Genomic DNA, 16921 nt, shown 5'->3' with positions numbered 1-16921 from the left:
GTCTCGTTACGCGGTGCCGTCGGCCCCGCCGTCGTGGCCCTCGGGATTCGAGCCGCCGTCGGCGGTGCCCTCGCCGCCGGCGGTTCCGTCGGCGCCGCCGTCGTGACCCTCGGGGTTCGAGCCGCCGTCCGCGGTGCCTTCGCCGCCGCCCGGCGTCGTGGTGATGTCGTCGTCGTTGATGGCCATGGGATCCTCCTTCGTCAGCCCGCGCCTGCCGGCGCGGTCTGGCGAGAGTTTCCCGGGCTGTCGCTGCGTAAACAGCCGCCGGTAGATAATCGGCCGAATGACCGCCGCGCTGTGGATCGTCGTCGCTGTCAGACCGCCGGACTGATCGCGCTGGCGATCCTGTTGCTCGTGTCGCGGCGACAGCTGACCAGCGCGCGCCGCGCACTCAACCGCCGGCAGCGCGCCGACGACGGAGCGCCCCGACGGCGCAAGCCGGTCGGGGTCGCACCGCTGGCCGTGCGTGCGGTGACCAATACCGTGCAGACCGCCGACGCCATCGTTCGCAAGGGAATCGGCGGCCAGGTGCGCAGCTCGATCGAGGACATCGCCGGCTGGGCCCGCGTCGAGCGGCCGGACCTGGCGAAGATCACCGCGTCGGGATCGGTGGTGCTGGTCTTCTCCGACATCGAGGGCTCGACGCAGCGCAATGAGGCGATGGGTGACCGCGCCTGGGTGCAGCTGCTCGAAAGGCACAACCGGCTCATCGTGCGGCTCGTCGGCGAACACCACGGCTTCGTCGTCAAGAATCAGGGTGACGGCTTCATGATCGCGTTCGCCCGGCCGCTCGACGCGCTGCGGTGTTGCGTGGCGGTTCAGCGTGCACTGGCATCCGACGGGCCGCGGTGGGACGACATCCGGGTGCGGATGGGTGCACACGTCGGCACGTCGGTCCGGCGCGGGGAGGACCTCTTCGGCCTCGACGTGGCGCTGGCCGCGCGCATCGCCGACCTCGCCGACGGCGGGCAGATCCTGGTCAGCGCCGCACTGCGGGAGTCGCTCGACTGCCCGGACGACATGTCGTTCGGAGAGCCCCGACGGGCGGAATTCAAGGGCATTCAGGGGGCGCAGACTGTCTACGCGGTGAACGCGTGAGGTGATCGCCACGTCGATCTCCCCGGCGGGGATACTGCTCGGATGGCCGACTTTGGTTCCGAACCCTTCGAAGCGCTGGTGTCTCTGTTGGACTATCCGATGTTCGTGGTCACCACCCGCGCGGGCGACGATCGGTCCGGGTGCCTGGTCGGGTTCGCCAGCCAGACCAGCATCAACCCGTCGAGGTTCCTGATCGGCCTTTCCAAGAAGAATCGGACGTTCCGGATCGCCCGGGACGCCACCCATCTCGCGGTGCACGTCTTCGCCCGCGACCACCTCGACGTGCCTCGGTTGTTCGGCGGCGAAACCGGCGACGAGACAGACAAATTCACGCGTTGCGCATGGCACGACGGACCCGAGGGCGTCCCGGTCCTCGACGACGCCGGCGCTTGGTTCGTCGGTACGATCCGGGACCGTTTCGATGTCGGCGACCACGTCGCGCACGTCCTGCAGCCGGTGGCGGGCCGGGCCCCCGGCGAGTTCTCCGACTGGGTCACCTTCGCCGACGTCCGCGACCTGACCCCCGGCCACGAGGCGTGACCGTGCCGCAACTGCGCGTCGTCGCCGACCTCGCCGAACTGACCGGTTTCTACGCGACGCCGCCCTCCGGGGTGCGCGCCAACATGATCTTCTCGGCCGACGGCGCCGCGGCCTTCGCCGGCCGAGCCGGACCGCTGTCCGACCCACTCGACCAGGCACTGCTGCGCGAACTACGTCGCTTCGCCGATGTCGTGCTCGTCGGTGCGGGTACCGCCCGCGCCGAGCAGTACGGACCGGTGCGCCTGCGCGAACCCGGCGCCCGCGGCATCCCGCCGATCGCGGTGGTCAGCGGCACGGGAGCGCTTCCCGATTCGCTGTTCGCCGATCCGGCCCAGCGCCACATCCTCGTCACCACCGAACGCGCGGTCGAACAGTACCGTCTTGCTCCCGATGAGCGGCGCGACGTGCTGGTCGCCGGCTCGGACACCGTCGACGTCGGCGCCGCGGTCACCGAACTCCGCCGTCGCGGCCTGAATCACATTCTCTGCGAGGGTGGTCCGACGCTGCTGGACGAGATCACCGCGGCCGACCTACTCGACGAGCTGTGCGTGACCATCTCTCCGACATTGGCCGGCATCCAAGCGGTCGGCCACGGTGGTGCCGCGCTGCAGACCCCGCGGTCGATGGTGCTCGACCATGTGCTCACCCACGCCGACTACCTCTATGTGAAGTACTCGCGCCCGCCGGTCATTGCGTCGCCGCCGACGGTGCGCTGAGGGCGCAGATCGACGAAAAAATCCGCCACAGAAGCACGTTCGGCGCCGCGATACAGGACGTCAGTCCTCCGGCAGGAGCAGCCGCAGCATCATCTCGACGTGTTCGATCATCTGCCGGTAGCCCAGCAAGCCGGCACCCACTTGCAGCAGCGCCCCGCAGATCACGGTTTCGACGGTGTTGTTGATCTCGGGCCACGCACCGGATCCCAGTGCGGCGGCGATCCGTCGGCGGATCTCGGTCGACACCGCCTCGCGTACCGGCACGATGCCCGGGTCGTCGTTGCGCATCAGCGCGATGTTGCAGGCCAGGCCGAGATGCGGATGGTCGGCGAAGAGGTTGGCCACCAAGTGCACCTGGGCGGTAAGCCGGTCCACGACATCGCCGGTGGTGTCGACCTCGAGCGGCAGCGTTTGCAGCCGACGCAGGTAGATGCTGGCGATCAGCACGTCTTTGGTGGGGTACTGCCTCAGCAGCGCAGCGACCGAGGTGCCGCAGCGGGCGGCGACCGCGGGCAGGGTGACGCCCGGGTAGGAGGCTTCCGCGAGCAGCCCACTGGCGACGTCGAGGATCGACGCCGTCAGGTCTCGCCCCTCGCGGCGCGCCCGGCGCACCTCCAGCGACGACACCGCTGCCATCGCGTTCTCGGTGCGGGCCACCTCTGCAGGGTAGCCGCGGATGACGGCACAGTCTCGGTCCGGTGGCGATGTGATGTCACACCGAGGCGGATCGACGGCCTGCTGCCATCATCGGACGAATGTCACCCCGGACAGCGGCGAAGACGGACAGCAGGCTGGCAGCTCGTCTCGCGGCTCTCGCCTCGCTCGGCGCCGCGGTCATCCACTTCGCCGTGGTACCGGCGCACTGGCACGAGTGGATGCCGGCGGGACTGTTCTTCGTCGCGCTCGCGCTCGGCCAGCTGCTCTGGGCCCTGGTGGTGCTGGCCCGGACCACCCCGTCCGTGCTGGCCTTCGGCATCATGCTCAACGTCGGCGCCATCGCGCTGTGGACGGTGTCCCGCACCACCGGGGCGCCGTTCGGTCCGCACGCCGGCACCGCCGAGGTGGTGCAGGGCGCCGACCTGTGCGCGCTGCTGCTGCAGATCTACGTGGTGATGGGGGCCGGCTGGGTGGTGTACCGCGGCCTGCGTGGCGCGGCGATCCCGGCGTTCGCGAACGCCATGGTGCTGCTGGGCGCGGTCGGTGTGGTGACGCTCGCGTCCACCGTCGGTGTCGCGTCGGGGCTCCGGCACGACCACGGCCACGCGGAGTCACCTGGCGGCCACCACGGGTCCGGCGTCGAGCACACCGATGCTCAGCATGCTCACGTCGGTGAGCCGGCCGCCCCGGCACCCGTCGTCACGCCCCTCCGCGACCCCGCCGGACCGCCCCCGGGCCCCCAGTACACGCCGCAACCGGCGCCGCACTCCCATCACGACCACGAGCACTGAGGCGTCGCCGCACGTCCTACCGGTCGAGCACGGCGCGGGTGCTGGCGTCCGGGCTCAGGTCGAGCCGGCGGAGCAGCTGGGCGTTGAGCGCCACCACGATCGTCGACAGCGACATCAGGATCGCGCCCACCGACATGGGCAGCACGAACCCGATCGGGGCCAGCACCCCGGCGGCCAGTGGCACCGCGATCAGGTTGTACCCCGCGCCCCACCACAGGTTCTGCTTCATCTTGCGGTAGCTCGCGCGGGAGAGTTCGATCACCGCGAGCACCGAGCGCGGGTCCGAGCTCGCCAGGATGACGCCGGCAGACGCGATCGCGACGTCGGTGCCGGCGCCGATGGCGATACCGACATCGGCCTGCGCCAGCGCCGGCGCGTCGTTGACGCCGTCGCCGACCATCGCGACCTTCTTGCCCTCCTGCTGCAACGCGGCGACTTTGGATGCCTTGTCTTCCGGGCGGACGCCGGCGAACACCCGGTCAATACCGAGCTCGGCGCCGACGGCGTGTGCGACGGCCTCGGCGTCGCCGGTGATCATCACGACCTCGATGCCGAGTTTGTGCAGCGCGTCGATCGCCTCGCGGGATTCGCCACGCACCTCGTCGGCCAGTCGAAGGCCACCGATCACCGTGCCGTCCCGCAGGACGTGCAGGATGATGGCGCCCTCGTCACGCCATCCCCCTGCTGCTGTGACTTCCTGTGCGCCAACCTCTTCCAGCAGGCGCGGCCCCCCGACCCGGATTTCGTGTCCGTCGACGGTCGCGGTCACCCCCACCGCCGGCGATGAGGAGAAGCCCGCGGCGCGGGGCACGGTCAGCCCCTTGTCCTCGGCGGCCTTGACGATGGCCCGGGCCAGCGGATGCTCGCTGTCGGTCTCGGCCGCCGCGGCCAACGTCAGGACGGTGTCGGCCTCGACACCGCCAACCGGCTCGACCGCGGTCACGGTGGGTTCGCCTTTGGTCAGCGTGCCGGTCTTGTCGAACAGCACGGCGTCGACCGTGCGCATGCTCTCCATCGCGAGGCGGTCCTTGATCAGCACACCACCCCGGGCCGAACGTTCGGTCGCGATCGAGACGACCAGCGGGATCGCCAGGCCCAGTGCATGCGGGCAGGCGATGACCAGCACGGTGATGGCCCGGACGACCGACGCGTCGGGGTTGCCGACGATTGTCCACACCACCGCGGTGACCGCCGCGGTGACCAGGGCGAACCAGAACAACCAGCCTGCTGCCCTGTCGGCGAGGCGCTGCGCGCGCGACGACGAGTTCTGCGCCTCGGACACCAGCCGTTGGATACCGGCCAACGCGGTGTCGTCGCCGGTCGCGGTGATCTCCACGCGCAATCCGGAGTCGGTGGCGACGGTTCCGGCCGTCACGGTATCGCCGACGCCGCGGGCAACCGGCCGGGATTCGCCGGTGACCATCGATTCGTCCATGTCCGCGCCGCCGTCGACGATGCGGCCGTCGGCGGGCACACTCCCGCCGGGCCGGACCACCACGATGTCACCGAGCTGCAGGTCCGCCGGCGACACGGTGACGGTGTGGTCGCCCTCCACCTTCTCGGCTTCGTCGGGCAGCAGCGCGGCCAACGAGTCCAGCGCAGAAGTGGTCTGGGCCAGGGAGCGCATCTCGACCCAGTGGCCGAGCAGCATGATCACGATGAGCAGCGCCAGTTCCCACCAGAACTCGAGTTCGTGATGGAGCAGGCCCAGGCTCGCGCCCCACGAGGCCAGGAAGGCGACGGTGATGGCCAACCCGATCAACAGCATCATCCCGGGTTTGCGCGAACGGATCTCGCTGACGGCGCCCGTCAGGAACGGCCGGCCGCCGACGGCGTACATCACCGTCCCCAGAACCGGTGCGATCCAACGTAGTCCCGCGACGTCGGGGAGCTGATAGCCGATCAGCATCGCGAACATCGGCGAGAAACCAATGACCGGCACCGCGAGAATCAGACTGGTCCAGAACAGTTTCCGGAACTGTGCAACGTGATCGCCATGCCCGCCGTGGCCCGCATGGCCGCTGTGGCCCGCATGGCCGCTGTGGCCGCTGTGACCCTCGTGCGCCGTCGCTGTGGCCACTGCGCTGGTGTTGTCGTGCCCGTGTGCCATGTCGCTCCTTTGGGAAACAGCGGACCACGAATCACCGATCCGCCGCGGATAACGGCCACGTTATACCCCCATGGGGTATACCGCAATGGCCTTTCCGGTTACACCGACCCCGCCAAGGGCTGCGTCGGACGGAGCCGACCCCGACGGTCGAGTCGGTAGAGGGCGAGCGCCGACAGCAACCCGATTGCGCTCAGGAGCATCCATAACAGTTCTGGTGCGCCGAGGTCGCGTGCCGTCTGCATCAGAGCACCCGTGGCGAGATTGCCGCCCAGAATGCCGACGCCGACGACGGTGTTGTAGAAGCCGTAATGTGTTCCCACCAGTCGGTTTTCGGCCAGCGAGACCACGGTGTCCATTTCGAAGGGGAAGACCGCGACCGTACCGACCGCCAGGATCGCGGTGGCCAGCAGCAGCGCTGCCGCCGCGGCGACCCGCCCGGCCCGCGAGTCGTCCGGCAGCGCGATCAGTGGCGCGAACGACACCGCGAGGATCAGCATGCCGATCACCAGCGATCTCCCGGAGCCCCACCGCTGGGCGAACCATCGCGTGATGCGCAGCTGACCGACCACCGCCACCACCCCGGACACCACGAAGATCATCGCGGTGACGATCGTGTCGCTGCCGGGGAAGAGCTGGCGGGCCTGTAGCGGTAGCGCCAGGTAGACCTGGAAGGACAGCACGTAGGAGCCGATCATCGCCGCGGCGAACAGCAGGAACGATCTGTTGGTGACGACAACGCGCCAATCCTGCAGGACCGACGTCTTCTCTGCCGGGGGTTCCCCCACACGTTGGGGCAGGGCGAACAGCTGCGCGACGGTCAGGGCGGCGAACACCACCGCTGCGGCAGCGGCCGTCGTCCGGAAGTCGGCGAACATCAGCGCGAGTCCGACCAGCGGCCCGGCGAGGATGCCCCCCTGATAGAACACGTTGAACAGCGCGAACGCTTCGACCCGCCGCGGACCGGAGTCGGCTGCGAGATAGGCGCGCACGGCCGGGTTGAACAGAGCGCCCGCGAAACCCGTTGCTGCAGAGGCAATGAGCAACGCCGGCAGTGAGTCGGCGAGAACCAGCAGCGCGAACCCCACGGTGCGAAGGCCGCACCCGGCGACGATCAGCGGCTTGTAGCCCAACCGGTCGGCCAAGGTGCCACCGACGATGAACATGCCCTGTTGAGAGAAGTTCCGGACGCCGAGCACCAGGCCGATGGCCCACGCGGCCAATCCCAACGGCCCTGCTAGGTAGGCGGCCAGATAGGGCATCAGCATGTAGAAGCCGAGGTTGATGCCGAACTGGTTGATCATCAGCAGGCGACTAGGCCAGCCGAAGCTGCGGAAACTGGAGGCCAGATTCACCGGCGCGTCACCTCCTTGGGATTGACGACGGTGGTGCACCGACTCCAGCTGGCAACGGTCTGGCCGAGTGAATCGTCGATGGTGATGGGATGTTGCGGCGGCGGCTCCTCGAGCAGGCCGTGGTGACGGCAGTACTCGTCGTTGTACACGGTGTCGAAGTAGCGCTGCGGCCCGTCCGGGAAGATCGCCGCGACAGTTGTGTCGGGTGTGCTGTGCTGAGCGGCCCAGCCCGCCACCAGCGCAACCGCGCCGACACTCCAGCCGCCGCTGGCGTAATGGGTCGCCGCCAACGTGCGGCACGCCCACACCGCTTCTGCCGGCGCCACCCAATGGACTTCATCGAATGCCTTGTAGTCGACGTTGCCCGGATAGATGCTCGAGCCGAGTCCGCGCATCAGCCGGGTGCCTGCGGGTTGACCGAAGATGGTCGAACCCACTGTATCGACGCCGATCAGCCGGAGGTCGGGGTTGGTTTCCCGAAGCACCCGCGCGACGCCCGCAGAGTGACCGCCGGTCCCTACCGAACAGACCAGGACGTCGATGCGGCCCAGCTGCTCATTCAATTCCAGGGCCAATCCGCGATAGGCCTCGACGTTATCCGGGTTGTTGTACTGATCCGGATGCCACGCGTGAGCGTCGGCGGCGAGGATCTGGTTGACGCGGTCCCGGCGGGCTTGTTGCCAGCCACCCTCCGGATGTGGATCGGTGACCAGTTCCACCCGGGCGCCGAACGCGGTGAGCATGCGCTGGATCAAGGGCTCCAGTCCGGGATCGGTCACGAGGGTGACCGGGTGACCGTAAACCGTTCCGGCTAGCGCCAGCCCTAATCCCAGAGTCCCGCTAGTCGATTCGACGATCCGGGCGCCCGGCTGCAGGGTTCCGGCGGCACGGGCCTTTTCGACCATGTGCAACGCCGGCCGGTCTTTCATTCCACCGGGGTTGAACCCTTCGAGTTTGGCCCAGAAGCTGCGACCGGTATCGGTGAACGGCGCCGAGATCCGCACCACCGGTGTGTGACCGACCATGGTCGCCGGCCGACCGTGACTCCCGTGCCGGCACTGCGGGCTTGGTCGGTGGTATTGGGCAGAGTGAATGGACAGGACATGATTCATCGCTGTGTGTCGCTTCTGTTCACGCCGCGACCTGGCGCGGCTACTGATGGCGGGATGCGGTCGCCGGCCTCATCTACAGAGACGAGACCTGACGCTGGCCGGTCAGCGGCGCGCTATGCACAGCAGGCAGAGCAGAGCTCGGCCGCCGGATGATGCGGGTGTGCGACGAGGTGGTCCGCGTTCCGTGGCTACCGCGGCCTGCCGCCAGAGCAGAGGCACAGCCAGGACGGCGACGAGCGCGAACGCGATGAGTGCGAGTCCGGCACGCGGTACCACTGCTTCGGCCATAGCGTCGGCCGCGAAGTACCGATCGTCCGGGGAGACGTGCGGATGGTCGACCGACAACGAAGTCGCCGCGCCGGCCGGAGCCGGCGCCACGGCGTGATGGCCGTGCTCGGTCGCCGGGGCAGTCGCCTGCGGCGCCCAGCCCCCGGCGACCAGGACGGTCCAGAATGCGAACACCACCACCGCGACGACTCCGCGTCGGCGTTGTGAGGAGTTCGTACCAATCCAGATCACGATGTTGCCGACTGTAGCAGCGGACCGACGAATTACGATCCCGCGCCGGAGTTGCCGTCAAGTTGTGACGCGCCCGCGACTTTCTGCAGGTGGACGCGGCCGGTAACCGATGAGCGCTGAACTCAGTGTGACTAAATAGTTTTCGCGGAGAGCCGGCAGAGCCGGACGTTGCGAGCGACGGACACAACCCACGTTATCGGTCTTCATCAGTGGTACAGAGGGCGCGCGGCGATCCGGCGGAGCCGCGGCTCGGCACGTTTGCTGACCGGCTGTGGTCGGAGCAGCGGTGTCTCGTGCGCCGTCTATATCGAATCTTTAGAAAACGACTAGAGCCACGCTAAGGAGTCCGGGGAGGCTTGATGGGGTCGAAACCGTTGGCGAGAGGATGTTCGGTGAACAGGTCCAGAGTGGTGTCAGCAACAGTGGCCGCAGCAGCGATGGTTGCGGCGCTCACCGCGTGCGGCAATTCGGCGGACAATGAGGGAAGCCCGCCCGCTCCCGAAACTGTGCAGACTTCGAGCGATGACGCCGCCGTGGCGCACAATCAGGCCGATATGATGTTCGCGCGCCACATGATTCCTCACCACGAGCAGGCCATTCAGATCAGCGACATCGTCCTCGCCAAGCAGGGCATCGACCCGCGGGTGATCGACCTGGCGAATCAGATCAAGGCAGCGCAAGGCCCCGAGATCGCGCAGATGCAGGGCTGGCTGGATCAGTGGGGCCCCCACGACATGGAGGGCATGCCCGGCGACACGCCACACCACGGTGGCATGGACCACGGCGGGATGGATGACGGCGGGCCGATGATGCCGGGGATGGCCGGTATGGCGGGAATGCTGTCGCCGGAGGACATCCAGGCCTTGGAGGCCGCACAGGGCGTCGAGGCCAGCAGGCTGTTCCTCACACAGATGATCGCGCATCACGAGGGCGCAATCACGATGGCACAGGACGAGATCGACAACGGCGAGTTCCCCGAGGCGGTGACACTCGCCGAGTCGATCATCGCCAGCCAACAGCAGGAGATCGACACCATGAACCAGGTTCTCAGCTCGTTGTAGCCGCCGGCTCGCGCCCGTCCGGCCGGCCGGAGTTCCGCGATTCGGACACCGGCTGGCTCGGGATGGTCACCGTGAAAGTGGTCCCGCTACCCGGACCACCGCTACGCACACTGATGCGTCCGCCGTGAGCTTCGGTCAGCGCCTTGGCGATGGCCAGCCCGATGCCCGCTCCGCCTTGGTCGCGACTGCGTGCCGCGTCCGCCCGGTAGAAGCGCTCGAACAGATGCGGGAGGTGCTCCCCGGCGACACCTTCACCGTCATCGGCGACAACGAAGACCGCGTCGTCGTCGGTCACCGCGGCGGTCACGGTGACGTGCCCGCCGGCAGGTGTGTGCCGCAGCGCATTGTCGAGCAGGTTCGCCAGTATCTGAGCCAACCGCTGCTTGTCACCCCAGAAGTGCGGCCCAGAGCTGTGTGAGGCCAGTGCCACCCCTTTGGCAGCGTACCGATCGGTCACCGCGGCCCTCACCGCGTCCACGAGCCTGTCGGGGTCGACCCACCCCGGGGCGATGGTGGCGTGCGCCTCTTCGGCTTGCGCCAAGGCCGCGGCATCCGCCGACAGCCGCACCAGCCTGTCCGCCTGTTCTCGCAACATCGCAATAGTCTGGGAATCAAGGGTTTTGACATGATCCTCGACTGCTTCCAGGTAGGCTTCGAGCACCGCCACCGGGGTACGGATCTCATGAGCCAGATCACCGAAGAGACGGCGCCTAGTCGACTCCACTGCCTGGAGCCGCTGTGCCATCTGGTTGAAAGCACCTGCCAGCTCGTCGAATTCATCGCCGAGTCGCGGCGGTGTCACACGCGCGTCGTAGTGCCCTTCGGCCACGTCCGACGCGGCCCGCGACACTTCGGCCACCGAACGCCGGACCCGCCGACTCAGATACAGAGTCACCACGAATGCCGTCAACGCCGCGACCGTGATGGCCACCACGATGGCGATCGCCGTGGCGTGCCGGTAGGCCTGCTCGGCATGGAACTGTTCGTACGAGTTGTGCGGCACACCGGCTTGATGCAAGTGGTCACGAAACAGCGGTGGCCCGACGATCATCGCGACGAGCCACGTGGTGGCTCCGCTGGCCAGCAACACCACGCCTTGAGCGACGACGAGTCGACGCAGCAGGCCCCAACCGCCCGGTCCCCTCATCGACCGGTCCCCATGCGGTATCCCACCCCGCGCACCGTGACGACGAAGCGGGGCGCGGATGGATCGTCACCGAGTTTGCGCCGCACATGACCGATGTGGACATCCACGAGGTGGTCGTTGCCCACCCACGGCTCACCCCAGACCGCATCGATGAGCTGCCTGCGGGTCCAGACCACTGCGGGCCGTGACGACAACGCAGCGAGTATGTCGAACTCGGTGCGCGTCAACATGATCGGCTCGTCGTCGAGGTCGACCTGTCGGCCCGCGACATCGATCGTGAGCGCGCCGAACACCCGTGGCGCCGGGACCTCGGCCGGCGCCGGTGCCGACGTCGCCACCGCTCGGGGACGGCGTAGCATCGCGCGGATCCGGGCCACCAGCTCCCGCGGACTGAACGGCTTCGTCACGTAATCGTCGGCGCCGACCGACAAGCCGACGACGGTGTCCATCTCGGTGTCACGTGCGGTCAGCATCACCACATAGGCGTCGGAGAACGTGCGCAACTGGCGGCAGACCTCGACGCCGTCGAGACCGGGAAGCCCGAGGTCGAGCACCACGACATCAGGATCGACGTCGCGCGCCACCGCAAGCGCCTCGACCCCGGTGTGGCAGACGGTGACCTCGAAGTGTTCCCGATCCAGGTAACTGGCGATGACGTCGGCCAACGGTGCCTCGTCGTCCACGACGAGCGCACGATAACCCCGGTGCGCGTCATCTCGAGGGGCAAGCGCAACGCCGTCCATCACTCCATCGTGCCGCCGAATCGCCGCCATATCGACCGTTGAGGGAACCTTCACAGAACCGACACTCGCGCCGAGCCCTCCATGAGAGCTCTCTCATGGAGCTGTCATCTCCTTCTCCCGCGCGCCGTCCAGCCTGGACCCAATGATCGCCGCCGCCCTCGACCTGCTGCTGGGCCCGCCGGCACCCGGCGTACTGGGCGCGGCGGTCGCCGAGTACGGCGGCGAGCTGCGCTCGCTGGATCCGGTGACCGTCACGGTCAGGCCGGACGGTGCGGTGCTGGTCCGCTATCGCGCATCGGTGCGACGAACCGACGGCAGCCGCGGCCGCGAGGTGCTGGTCGCCGCCACCGGCTCGGCCCTGCCCGCCGGTGCCGCCGTCGTCGCCGGCGAATATCGCGGTCTGGATCTGCACGTCGGTGTGTGGCGCTGGCCGCAGGACCCCGCGCTGCCCGGCTTGGCCCTGCTCGATGACCCGGTCACCGGACTGCGGGAACTCGGAGTGTGCCCCACGGGTCCGGTACGCGCCGTCGTGCGGGCGTACCGCCCGGGACGGCGTGCCGTCGTCGAGATCAGCGATGGTACGCAGACATGGTTCGCGAAGGTCGTTCGTCCCGACGCGGTAGCAGCACTGCGCGCGCGGCATGACCTGCTGGCACCGTCGGTGCCCGTGCCCTCGGTGCTGGGGTGCTCCGATGACGGCGTGGTCGTGCTGCCACGCGCGCCCGGGACTCCGCTGCGCGACCTCCTCACCCGCGACGAGATGCCACTGCCCGGTCCAGCGCACCTGGAGGCGCTGTTGACCGCGCTGCCCGACCGGGTGATGACGCTGCCGGGCCGCCGCACGGTCCTCGACCGCGTCGACGACGCCGCGGCCGTGCTGCGCCTCACCGCGTGCGGCACTCCTGGTCTGCTGGGCACGCTGCGCAGGCTTCACGACGAATTGCGTTCAGCGGCGACTCCGCTGCATGCCGTTGTGCCGACCCACGGTGACTTCTACGAGGGCCAGTTGCTGGCCGTCGACGGGCGGGTGACGGGGCTGCTCGATGTCGACACCGTCGGGCCAGGGGAACGCGCCGACGACTGGGCCACCCTGATCGGCCACCTGTCGGTTGCCGGCCCGGCCGTGCCGCGGGCTCGGCACTATATGGATCAGATGCTTCGATTCGCCTGTCGCAGAGTGGAGCCCGCGGCTCTTCGACATCGGGTGGCGGCGGTGGTGTTCGGACTGGCCACCGGGCCGTTCCGCACCTGTCACCCGCGGTGGCCGCAACTCACCGCGCGGCGGCTCGAATTGGCGAGGACATGGCTCCACAGATGAGAGGTCACTCATGTCCGCCTCCTGGGCCCCTCATCTGATCAGGACACAGTTGCAGTGTCGGGAAACGATTGCGAGATAAGGAGACACACATCATGAGTCACATGCCCACCTGGAAGGTCGTCACCGTTGGTGCCGCACTCACCGGCCTCGGTGTCGTCGGCGCGGGTGCGGCGTCGGCCGCGTCCGAGCCGGTACCCGCGGCCCACGCAGCGATCGGCTCGTCGGCGCTGGACTGGGTCTTCGCCGATGACCGGTCGGTGGTGTCGTTCGCGGCGATGGACGATTCCTGGGATGACTCCTGGGACGACAGCCCCTGGGACGACAGCCCTTACGACGACTGACCCGGTCGCCGTTGCGCTGCCCGTTCCGGCCGACACCGGGACGGGCAGCTGTGTTCTCAGGGCAGCTCTTCGAGTCGATACCCCATACCGCGCAACGTGACGAAGCGGTCGGCGCCCAGCTTGCGTCGGAGGTAGCGGACGTAGACGTCGACCACGTTGGAGGCCGGGTCGAAGTCGTAACCCCAGACGTGGCTGAGCAACTGTTCACGGGTCAGCACCTGGCCGGGGTGCCGGAGGAACGTCTCGGCCAGTGCGAACTCCCGTGCCGACAGGTCGACGGTGCAGCCCCCGACGGTGGCGCGCCGGGTGCGCAGGTCGAGTGACAGCCCGCCACAGGACAACACCGTGAGTTCGGTGGGACGCTCGGCGGTCAGACGCAACCGCGTGCGCGCGAGCAGCTCCTCGAATCGGAAAGGCTTGGGCATGTAGTCGTCAGCGCCGCCTTCAAGACCGGCCACCGTGTCCTGCACGCTGTCGCGGGCCGTCAGCACGATGACCGGGATCCGGTTGCCTTCGGCACGCAGCTTGCGCAGCACGGTGAATCCGTCCATCTCCGGCAGCCCGATGTCGAGCACCATCAGGTCGAATCCACCGGTCATCGCGTAGTCGAACGCCGACGCGCCGTCGGCGACGGTGCTCGTGACGAAACCCGCTGAAGTCAGGCCCTTTTCGATGAAGGATGCGATTCTCGGCTCGTCTTCGGCGATCAGGATGCGGGCCATGGCTGCTCCAGGTAGGCGGGGATGGTGACGGCGAACGTCGCGCCGCGCCCGGGGATGCTGTCGAGATGGACCCGCCCGCCGTGCGCCACCGCGATCGCCGCCACGATCGACAGCCCCAGGCCCGCGCCGTCGGAACGCTGCCCGCCGGCGCTGCCGCGGGCGAAGCGTTCGAAGATCCGGCTGCGGTCCGCTTCGGAGACGCCCGGCCCGGAGTCCGAAACCCAGAAGCGCAGCCACCCCTCGTGCAGACTGGAACCGACGCCGATCCAGGCGCCGGTGGTGGTGTAGCGGCAGGCGTTGTCGGCCAGGGCGACCATGGCTTGGGTGATGCGCTGCGGGTCCAGCACCGACGACACCTCGGCCACCGACTGCAGGTCGTACCGGCGGTCGCCGAGCCGGGTCACCTTGTCGAAGATCTCGCGGGTCAGTATGCCGACATCGGTCATTTCGGGCTGCAGGAAGGACGGCTGTTCGGCACGGGCGAGCAGCAGCAGGTCCGAGACCATCCGGTTCATCCGCATCAGCTCGTCGTCGACGAGCGCGACCGTGGCCGCGACGTCGGCAGGGTCGCCGGCATCGAGCACCTCGAGATGGCCCCGGATGATCGTGATCGGGGTACGCAATTCGTGGCCCGCGTCGTCGATGAACCGCCGCTGCGCCGACACCGCGGCCTCGACGCGGTCCAGCATGCCGTTGACGGTGGTCACCAGGGCGTCGAGTTCGTCACCTTCGCCGCGCGACGGGATCCGCCGGGACAGATCCGTCTCGGTGATCTGGTTCGCCGTCTCCGTGACATCACGCAACGGAGCGAGGATCCGTCCGGCGATCAACCACGCTGCCGCAGTCGCCCCCAATACGGTGGCCGCGCCCACGATCAGCATCAGACGGGCGGCTTCATCGGCTGCGGCCCGCTCCGCGTCGCCGAGGTAGGCCGCGACGATGACCCCGTTCGCGGGATCGCCGGCAAGCCGCACGGGGATCGCCAGATAGCGCACCTCGCCCACCTCGGGGTGCTCGTAGCTGGACTGAACGGGGTCGGTCACCGAACCGACCAGTGCGGTGAAATCGGGGTCACCGGCCAGCACCTCGGGGATGCCGGGCTCCTGGCGGCTCTGCGTGTGGTAGCCGCCGTCGACGTAGCCGAGAAATTTCTCATTCGGGCGGGCGAGGTTGTAGGCGATGGCCTCCCGGATGACCTCGTCGACGCCGACGAACGGCTCGCCGGTACGCGGGTTGATGCCGGGGGCGGTCAACTCCGTGAACTCCTCGACCTCGTAGCGCAACGCCTCATCCATCCGGCCGTTGACCGTGGACACCATCAGACGCCAGGTGACGAATGTGACGATCAGCAGCGCGGCGAGCACCAGCAGCAACACCCACGCCATGATGCGGGTGCGGGCAGCCGAGGGCAGCAGCCGCCGCCACAACGGTCGCTGCTGGTCGGTGGAGGTCATGACGCCCTCCGGGATACCCGCCGCAGACGTGGACTCAGTCGTCGTCCCCTTCGTCCCCGTCATCATCCCAGTCGTCGTCATCATTCCCGTCGTCGTCGGAGTCCCGGTCGTCGTCCCCGTCGTCGTCCCTGTCGTTGATGCCGCGTTGCAGCGCCGGCGGCGGGGCCGGGACGTCGGCCTCGCGCGTGACGTGCGGTGGTGCCGGCACGGCGTCGCTCTGACCTGACTCGACTGTCGAGGCGGTCGCCGGGTCCGGCCCGGGTGGCGGAGGCGAAGGCGGGGCCTGTACGACGATCGGGCCGAGGGGCTCGTGGACCGAGGTCGAGCTGAACGACACCGCGGTGGCCACGACGAGACCGACCGCGGCTACGCCGGCGGCCACGGCCAACACCACGGGTCCTCGCATGTCCTGGAGTCTGCCGACAGGCAATGGCCGGGACATGAGACGGAGATGAGAGCACTCTCATCTCCGCCGATACCGTCCACGCTTGACGCGGTTGTCACTTAGTGACACAGTGGAGGCTGTCACTAAGTGACAAGGAGGTGAAGCCGATCGGTACCACTGAGCGGCAGGCGCAGGCACGCCTTGAGGTATCCCGGCACGCCTGCGAGTTGTTCTGGGAACGCGGCGTCAACGCCACCAGCGGGGATGACATCGCCGCTGCCGCGGGGCTTTCCACCCGCACAGTGTGGCGGTACTTCCGCAGCAAGGAAAGCTGTGTGGAGCCGGTGCTGGCGTTGTCGGCGCAGCGGTTCATCGCGTTGGCGGGGCAGTGGCCGGCGGAACTGTCGTTGGCCGAGCACATGGCCTCCTACACCAAGCAGCATCCGCTGTCTGACCAGGAGATCGCCGATGTCCGCCACGCACTGCGCATCACCACGATGTCGGTACACGAACCGGCTATCCGGACGTCGTACCTGATGGTGCACGATCAGATGGAGCGCGACTTCATCCCCGTTGTGGCCGAACGACTTCGGCTGCCACAGCAGGATCTCACGGTGCGCCTCTGCGCGGCTGCCGTTACGGGGGCGTTCCGCGTCATCGACGAGGACGTCGGGCGCCGCGTCATCGTCGACGGCGAGAAGGTCAGCCAGGAGGAGGCTCTCGACTTGATAGACCGCGCCGTGCGGGACGCCACCAACGGCAGATTCGGCGGACCCAGCACCTGACCGAAATCCACCGCACGACAACTTCACGTAGCACGCCGGCCGGGACCGCAGGACCTCGGTGGCTGATCGG

General features: G+C 68.4%; 19 protein-coding genes. 8 read left to right on the top strand and 11 right to left on the bottom strand.

Annotated elements, in window-relative coordinates; genetic code table 11:
* Nucleotides 1-6: 6 nt before the first annotated feature.
* Nucleotides 7-186 carry a hypothetical protein gene (locus G6N31_RS21710; RefSeq protein WP_098003676.1) on the bottom strand — a complete coding sequence of 60 codons (180 nt, stop codon included), beginning with the start codon at nucleotides 184-186 and terminating at the stop codon, nucleotides 7-9.
* A 111-nt stretch (nucleotides 187-297) separates the two neighbouring features.
* Here G6N31_RS21710 and G6N31_RS21705 point away from each other — a divergent pair, with 111 nt between their 5' ends.
* From G6N31_RS21705 to G6N31_RS21695, 3 genes are read left to right on the top strand one after another with little or no spacing between them, the layout of a single operon-like run.
* Nucleotides 298-1098, top strand: coding sequence for an adenylate/guanylate cyclase domain-containing protein (locus G6N31_RS21705; protein WP_234815302.1), 801 nt, complete (start codon nucleotides 298-300; stop codon nucleotides 1096-1098).
* Between the two features lie 42 nt (nucleotides 1099-1140).
* A complete protein-coding gene (locus G6N31_RS21700) occupies nucleotides 1141-1638 on the top strand; it encodes a flavin reductase family protein (protein ID WP_098003677.1) in 498 nt (165 codons plus the stop codon).
* Nucleotides 1639-1640: 2 nt separating this feature from the next.
* Entirely contained in the window at nucleotides 1641-2354 is a 714-nt protein-coding gene (locus G6N31_RS21695) for a pyrimidine reductase family protein (RefSeq protein ID WP_264033346.1), read from the top strand.
* 60 nt (nucleotides 2355-2414) lie between these two features.
* On the opposite strand, the gene G6N31_RS21690 is transcribed toward G6N31_RS21695, so the two are convergent.
* Nucleotides 2415-3011 carry a TetR/AcrR family transcriptional regulator gene (locus G6N31_RS21690; protein WP_098003679.1) on the bottom strand — a complete coding sequence of 199 codons (597 nt, stop codon included), beginning with the start codon at nucleotides 3009-3011 and terminating at the stop codon, nucleotides 2415-2417.
* Nucleotides 3012-3109: 98 nt separating this feature from the next.
* Between G6N31_RS21690 and G6N31_RS21685 the strand changes: the two genes are divergently transcribed.
* Nucleotides 3110-3802 (top strand): hypothetical protein, encoded by a 693-nt coding sequence (locus G6N31_RS21685; RefSeq protein ID WP_098003680.1) that lies wholly within the window; start codon nucleotides 3110-3112, stop codon nucleotides 3800-3802.
* Between the two features lie 16 nt (nucleotides 3803-3818).
* On the opposite strand, the gene G6N31_RS21680 is transcribed toward G6N31_RS21685, so the two are convergent.
* The 4 genes from G6N31_RS21680 to lpqS all read right to left on the bottom strand — a co-directional run bounded on the left by G6N31_RS21680 (nucleotide 3819) and on the right by lpqS (nucleotide 8895).
* The gene (locus tag G6N31_RS21680) at nucleotides 3819-5912 is read right to left on the bottom strand and encodes a heavy metal translocating P-type ATPase (protein WP_098003681.1); all 2094 of its coding nucleotides are present in this window, start codon (nucleotides 5910-5912) and stop codon (nucleotides 3819-3821) included.
* A gap of 98 nt (nucleotides 5913-6010) precedes the next feature.
* Complete coding sequence (locus G6N31_RS21675) at nucleotides 6011-7264, bottom strand: MFS transporter (protein ID WP_098003682.1); 1254 nt, start codon at nucleotides 7262-7264, stop codon at nucleotides 6011-6013.
* Nucleotides 7261-8376 carry a PLP-dependent cysteine synthase family protein gene (locus G6N31_RS21670; RefSeq protein WP_098003683.1) on the bottom strand — a complete coding sequence of 372 codons (1116 nt, stop codon included), beginning with the start codon at nucleotides 8374-8376 and terminating at the stop codon, nucleotides 7261-7263. Before G6N31_RS21670 ends, G6N31_RS21675 begins: the two co-directional genes overlap by 4 nt.
* Before the next feature lie 102 nt (nucleotides 8377-8478).
* The gene (gene lpqS, locus G6N31_RS21665) at nucleotides 8479-8895 is read right to left on the bottom strand and encodes a putative copper homeostasis (lipo)protein LpqS (RefSeq protein ID WP_133117685.1); all 417 of its coding nucleotides are present in this window, start codon (nucleotides 8893-8895) and stop codon (nucleotides 8479-8481) included.
* Between the two features lie 437 nt (nucleotides 8896-9332).
* Between lpqS and G6N31_RS21660 the strand changes: the two genes are divergently transcribed.
* A complete protein-coding gene (locus G6N31_RS21660; RefSeq protein ID WP_234815309.1) occupies nucleotides 9333-9956 on the top strand; it encodes a DUF305 domain-containing protein in 624 nt (207 codons plus the stop codon).
* On the opposite strand, the gene G6N31_RS21655 is transcribed toward G6N31_RS21660, so the two are convergent.
* A complete protein-coding gene (locus G6N31_RS21655) occupies nucleotides 9943-11103 on the bottom strand; it encodes a sensor histidine kinase (protein ID WP_098003686.1) in 1161 nt (386 codons plus the stop codon). The genes G6N31_RS21660 and G6N31_RS21655 overlap by 14 nt on opposite strands.
* Nucleotides 11100-11846 (bottom strand): response regulator, encoded by a 747-nt coding sequence (locus G6N31_RS21650; RefSeq protein ID WP_098003687.1) that lies wholly within the window; start codon nucleotides 11844-11846, stop codon nucleotides 11100-11102. The genes G6N31_RS21655 and G6N31_RS21650 overlap by 4 nt, the downstream gene beginning before the upstream one ends.
* 142 nt (nucleotides 11847-11988) lie before the next feature.
* On the opposite strand from G6N31_RS21650, the gene G6N31_RS21645 reads away from it, so the two are divergent.
* Together G6N31_RS21645 and G6N31_RS21640 are read left to right on the top strand one after the other, a co-directional pair.
* Nucleotides 11989-13164, top strand: coding sequence for a phosphotransferase (locus G6N31_RS21645; RefSeq protein WP_098003688.1), 1176 nt, complete (start codon nucleotides 11989-11991; stop codon nucleotides 13162-13164).
* Between the two features lie 92 nt (nucleotides 13165-13256).
* Nucleotides 13257-13505, top strand: a complete 249-nt coding sequence (locus G6N31_RS21640) for a hypothetical protein (protein WP_133117686.1) — start codon at nucleotides 13257-13259, stop codon at nucleotides 13503-13505.
* Nucleotides 13506-13561: 56 nt separating this feature from the next.
* Here G6N31_RS21640 and G6N31_RS21635 read toward each other — a convergent pair whose 3' ends face one another.
* From G6N31_RS21635 to G6N31_RS21625, 3 genes are read right to left on the bottom strand one after another with little or no spacing between them, the layout of a single operon-like run.
* Nucleotides 13562-14227 (bottom strand): response regulator transcription factor, encoded by a 666-nt coding sequence (locus G6N31_RS21635; protein WP_098003690.1) that lies wholly within the window; start codon nucleotides 14225-14227, stop codon nucleotides 13562-13564.
* The gene (locus G6N31_RS21630; protein WP_098003691.1) at nucleotides 14212-15681 is read right to left on the bottom strand and encodes a sensor histidine kinase; all 1470 of its coding nucleotides are present in this window, start codon (nucleotides 15679-15681) and stop codon (nucleotides 14212-14214) included. The genes G6N31_RS21635 and G6N31_RS21630 overlap by 16 nt, the downstream gene beginning before the upstream one ends.
* Before the next feature lie 34 nt (nucleotides 15682-15715).
* Nucleotides 15716-16087: a hypothetical protein gene (locus G6N31_RS21625; RefSeq protein ID WP_133117687.1), complete on the bottom strand. Its 372-nt coding sequence runs from the start codon at nucleotides 16085-16087 to the stop codon at nucleotides 15716-15718.
* Between the two features lie 137 nt (nucleotides 16088-16224).
* Here G6N31_RS21625 and G6N31_RS21620 point away from each other — a divergent pair, with 137 nt between their 5' ends.
* The gene (locus G6N31_RS21620) at nucleotides 16225-16851 is read left to right on the top strand and encodes a TetR/AcrR family transcriptional regulator (protein WP_420090685.1); all 627 of its coding nucleotides are present in this window, start codon (nucleotides 16225-16227) and stop codon (nucleotides 16849-16851) included.
* Nucleotides 16852-16921 lie beyond the last annotated feature (70 nt).

Source organism: Mycolicibacterium duvalii (genome assembly GCF_010726645.1).
GTDB classification, from domain to species: Bacteria; Actinomycetota; Actinomycetes; order Mycobacteriales; family Mycobacteriaceae; genus Mycobacterium; species Mycobacterium duvalii.
This window is presented reverse-complemented; position numbering and strand designations above follow the sequence as displayed.